This window comes from Armatimonas sp., from assembly GCF_964826245.1.
On sequence record NZ_CBAYMC010000326.1, the window covers coordinates 1 to 3,953 of the forward strand.

At 57.6% G+C, this 3,953-nt stretch carries 1 protein-coding gene; it reads right to left on the bottom strand.

Going from position 1 to position 3,953, the window contains the following annotated elements; all coding sequences use genetic code 11:
* On the bottom strand, positions 1-3,953 hold a 3,953-nt coding region (locus AC1XOS_RS20710), incomplete at both ends, for a DUF3320 domain-containing protein (protein WP_481964109.1).

A 3,953-nucleotide genomic window follows, 5' to 3' on the forward strand; every position in this document is an offset into this window, starting at 1 on the left:
ATCTGCTCGATGGCGCGCGGTTCCTCTCCAGGCGCAGGGATGCGGGCGGGTGGGTCTTCCATCCCATCCAGCCAGAGGAATCCCCCCTTCTCCTTGACTCTTCCCGCGTTACTTAGAAGCGCTATGGAGGCGTCGGCGATGCGCTGGATTTGCTTACCTGCCCGGCTTAGCCCTGCCGCTCGGCAAAGCCGAACCGCTACTGTAGGGATCGCTACCGGCCCTTCGGTTCGCACCAGAGAATCGACGAACTCCGCGCGGGCGATGGCGTTGTGCTGGTATTCCCCGTAGAGCGTATCGGTTCCCCCGGGCAGGGTGAGGTTCTGCGCCGCAGCGAAATAGCTCAGGCCAGGCAGTGGGCCGCTCTCCGCCGCGCTAGTAACATCCGGAGGTTCTTCCTCGTTGGACTCTGGCTCTGAGGCTGGGGAGGCTTCCTCTTCTTCGGCAGCGGGCATCACCGGCTCTTCTGCATCCGTCTGGGTCATGGCCCGTTCTAAAGCTTCGAGTGCCTTAGCTGGATCACGTATCCAGTCGGCGGACCAGAGGCGGTAAAGTCGCCAGCCCAGGCTCTTCAACACGTCGGCACGTAGCCACTCCCGAGCACGTACGGTTTCGCCGCTGGTGTAATTTTCACTATCGCACTCGATCCCGAGCAGGAACCTATCCGGGTTTTCGGGATCGCGTACGGCCAGATCAATATGGTATTCGGAGAGCCCTACCTGTCTCTGGATCAAATGCCCACGTGCTTCAAGCGCCTGAGCCACTGCTTCGACTAAGGAGTCGTCCGTATCGGTATTGCTCACCACTCCAGCGAGAGAGGCACTTCTAGCGTAGCTCAGATAGGCCTGCAGAAGCCGCGCACCTTCCGAGGCGGTATCTGCGAGTCGGATTTCTTCCGGTAGGAGGCTTGACACTACTGTGACATGTTCCCGCGCACGAGTGATGGCAACATTGAGCCGCCGCCCGCCGCCGTCTCGGTTGATCGGCCCGAAGAGCATCCGTGCGCGTCCATCTTCCCACTTGCCGTATCCAATGGAGAGAAAGATCGCATCACGCTCGTCGCCCTGGACGTTTTCGATATTCTTGACGAAGAACCCATCAGGCCTATCCTCGTTCAGTAGTGAAGCCAGGGTGCTGTCCAACATGGTTCGCTGTTCAATGGCGGCGCGGATGCAATCCTGCTGCGCTTCGCTCATCGTGATGACCCCGACCGAGCGCCCAGGATTCTTCCGCACATAATCCTCCACCAGGGTTGCTACTCGCTCCGCCTCGATGGGATTGTTGCGCGGCTTGCCCTTGCCCCCGTAGTACACAGCGTCCGCAACGTACTCAAACGACACCGCTGTCGCTTGTCGCGACGAGGGGAATGTCGCCAGGCGGCTTTCGTAGAAGTTGCGGCGCGAGAAGTCGATGAGGGACTCGTGCTTGCTCCGATAGTGCCAAGTAAGATAGAACTCCCGATCCGGTGAGAGGACAGCGGCGGCGGCGTTCAGAATGCTCTCATACTCGCGGGCATCTGAAGCTTGTGCCTCTTCATCGTCTTCCTCCCCATCACCGTCCTGCATTCCCTTGAAGAACGAGGTGGGCGGGAGCTGTTTGGAATCGCCCGCGATCACCGCTTGCCCAGCACGGAGCAAGGGGCCAAGGGCATACTCGGGGAAAATCTGAGAGGCCTCATCGAAGATGACGATATCAAACTGAATCCGATCCGGGTCTAGAAATAAGCTCACAGAGAGTGGACTCATCATTAGGCAGGGCTTGAGTCGAAAGAGAAGGTTCGGGATCTCTGCCAGGATTTTCCGCACTGAGGCCCGCGGACGCTTCTGCTTAAGAATCCTTTGGAGAAAGCCGACTTCCCCAGTGCGGGCTGAGGTAGTCTGAACAAGCTCACGTCGCTCTCGTGCATTTGCTTTTACGCGGTTCGCATTGATGGAGATAAGACGCCGGTCAAGCTGTGTGAACTTGGCCGCTAGGGGGACATACTCTGCTGAGGATAAGGTGTTGAGCTCTGGGGATTTTGCCGTGATCACATCCAGCCAGCGCTGATAGAACGCACGGGAAAATATGAGCGGAACTTGCTCCGCAGGTGGGGCACGGCGGATCATCACCTCGGAAAAGGAGAGTAGTCCTAAACGCTCACAATCTCGGCGACAGTTTTGAAACGCTAGCCAGCGCTCCAGCTGAGATAATGCTCCCAAGCGTAGCTCCGCCCACTCCCTCTGAATCGCATAGGTGGCAAAAGGAGCCTGGTCAAACAAGGTGAGAAGATCAAGGAGAACCCTATCTAGCTCTCGGCGCAGTGGCCGTATTGTCTCCACTAACTGAGCTGACTGGTAGACAATATCATCATCCTGCCCTGATCCTGCTGCTAAAACCGCCCGTGAAAGTGGCTGTTTCTTCTCGGTAAAGAGCCGTCGCAGGCGCTCGGCATTATCGAGAGCACTCAGAACCGTTTGCCAGTCTGTCTCCAGCCCCTGGAAGAGATGGGCATAGTCCTCTTGAAGCTTTGTGCTCTCTTGGGTAATAGAGTGATCTTGCTCAACCAGCACTTGTGCCTCCCGAAGAGAAGCTCGTAGGGTCGTGGCATCTTTGTTAGGTACCAGGTGTACTGCCTGTACTTGCTGTCGCGCCCGCACATAGCTGACGATACTTTCCCGGATTTGGAGGAGGCTTGTTGCCATATCCAGTAAAGGAAGCTGTGAAGTAGGCTGTGCATCGCTGCCGGGGACGTGTAGCTGCCTCGCGACATCGGCAACGGCTTGCTCACATGCCGCTAAATGCTGCGCCATCAGCTGGTATTGCTCACGGAGCTCTGCTATCGCCGAACCCGAGCGAACCAGGCGCTCCTGAAGCTCCTGTGGGACATTGCCACTGAGGGCGGTCACAATGGTATTAGTGCGATCCAAAGCCTCCTGAAGCTCGCTCCAGTCGGTCTGCTCGCCACGGTAGCGCACCCCAAAAGCAGTCTGTAGCTCGGTGACCCGACTTGCCAGCTCATGCTCTAGCTCAAGAGCCATGCAGCCACGGCGCAAGTCCTCAGAAAGATCTCGGCCTTTTAGACTTTGCCCTGGTTGGAGCGTCGCACGTAAGGTACGGCAATCCTGGCGATAGGCTCCCTTGAAGACCCGTGCCCACGAGGTGTAGTCACTCTGAAAGCGCCCCTGCATAGCCTTTAGATCAAGCGGATAGAAAGCCTCGGTGTAGGTCTCCCCGATTTGATTGCGCTCACTGCGGTTCTTTTGGTGGAGACTCTGAGCGTCGCTCCGCTGTTTCGCGAGAGTGATGTAGCTGCCGTTTAAAAACCAGTGTGTGAGCGGTCGTGGGTCTTCGAGAGCAAGCAGAACTACTTGCGCATTTGCCTGGCTTTGAGCCAGAGTCTGAGGAATGGGGAGACCACACTGCTGAGCAAGCCGCCCCGAGCTCTGGAGGAGTCTCTGTATCGCTTCCATTGCCGTGTGGCATGCCTTTTCGGCACTGGCATATGCTTCCTCGGTAACATCTGCCCAACGCTCTGCGAAAGCCGGTTGTAGGATAGGCTCGGCCCGAGCCCTCAGCGCTTCGATCAGCTCCTGGTGCGGTAGCTCTAGAACTTCTGGTAAGCAGATCTCTAGGAGCGCTTTTCGCCGTGTGGTGAATAAACGAAATCGCTCCCGTGTCGCCATGGCGAGCTGACGTAGCTCTGCAAGATGTAGCTCGGTTCCGGTGAGCCAAGCTACAGGGGGGCGTGACGATTCCTGAAGCTGACGCGTTACGTCTTGAAGCCACTCCGTGTCCGAGGGTGTTAGCGAGTCTTCGGGCGGTTCTGATAGCCCTAAGATACGCCAGAGGCTCTCCGTGCTCTCCTCCAGTGCATCGGTGACTTTCAGAAGATCATTGACGGTGTCGCGCACATGAGTGTGGAGCTCCTGTGTGTACCGCTCCGCTTTCACCCCACGCCAAGGGTGATTCTCGACCCG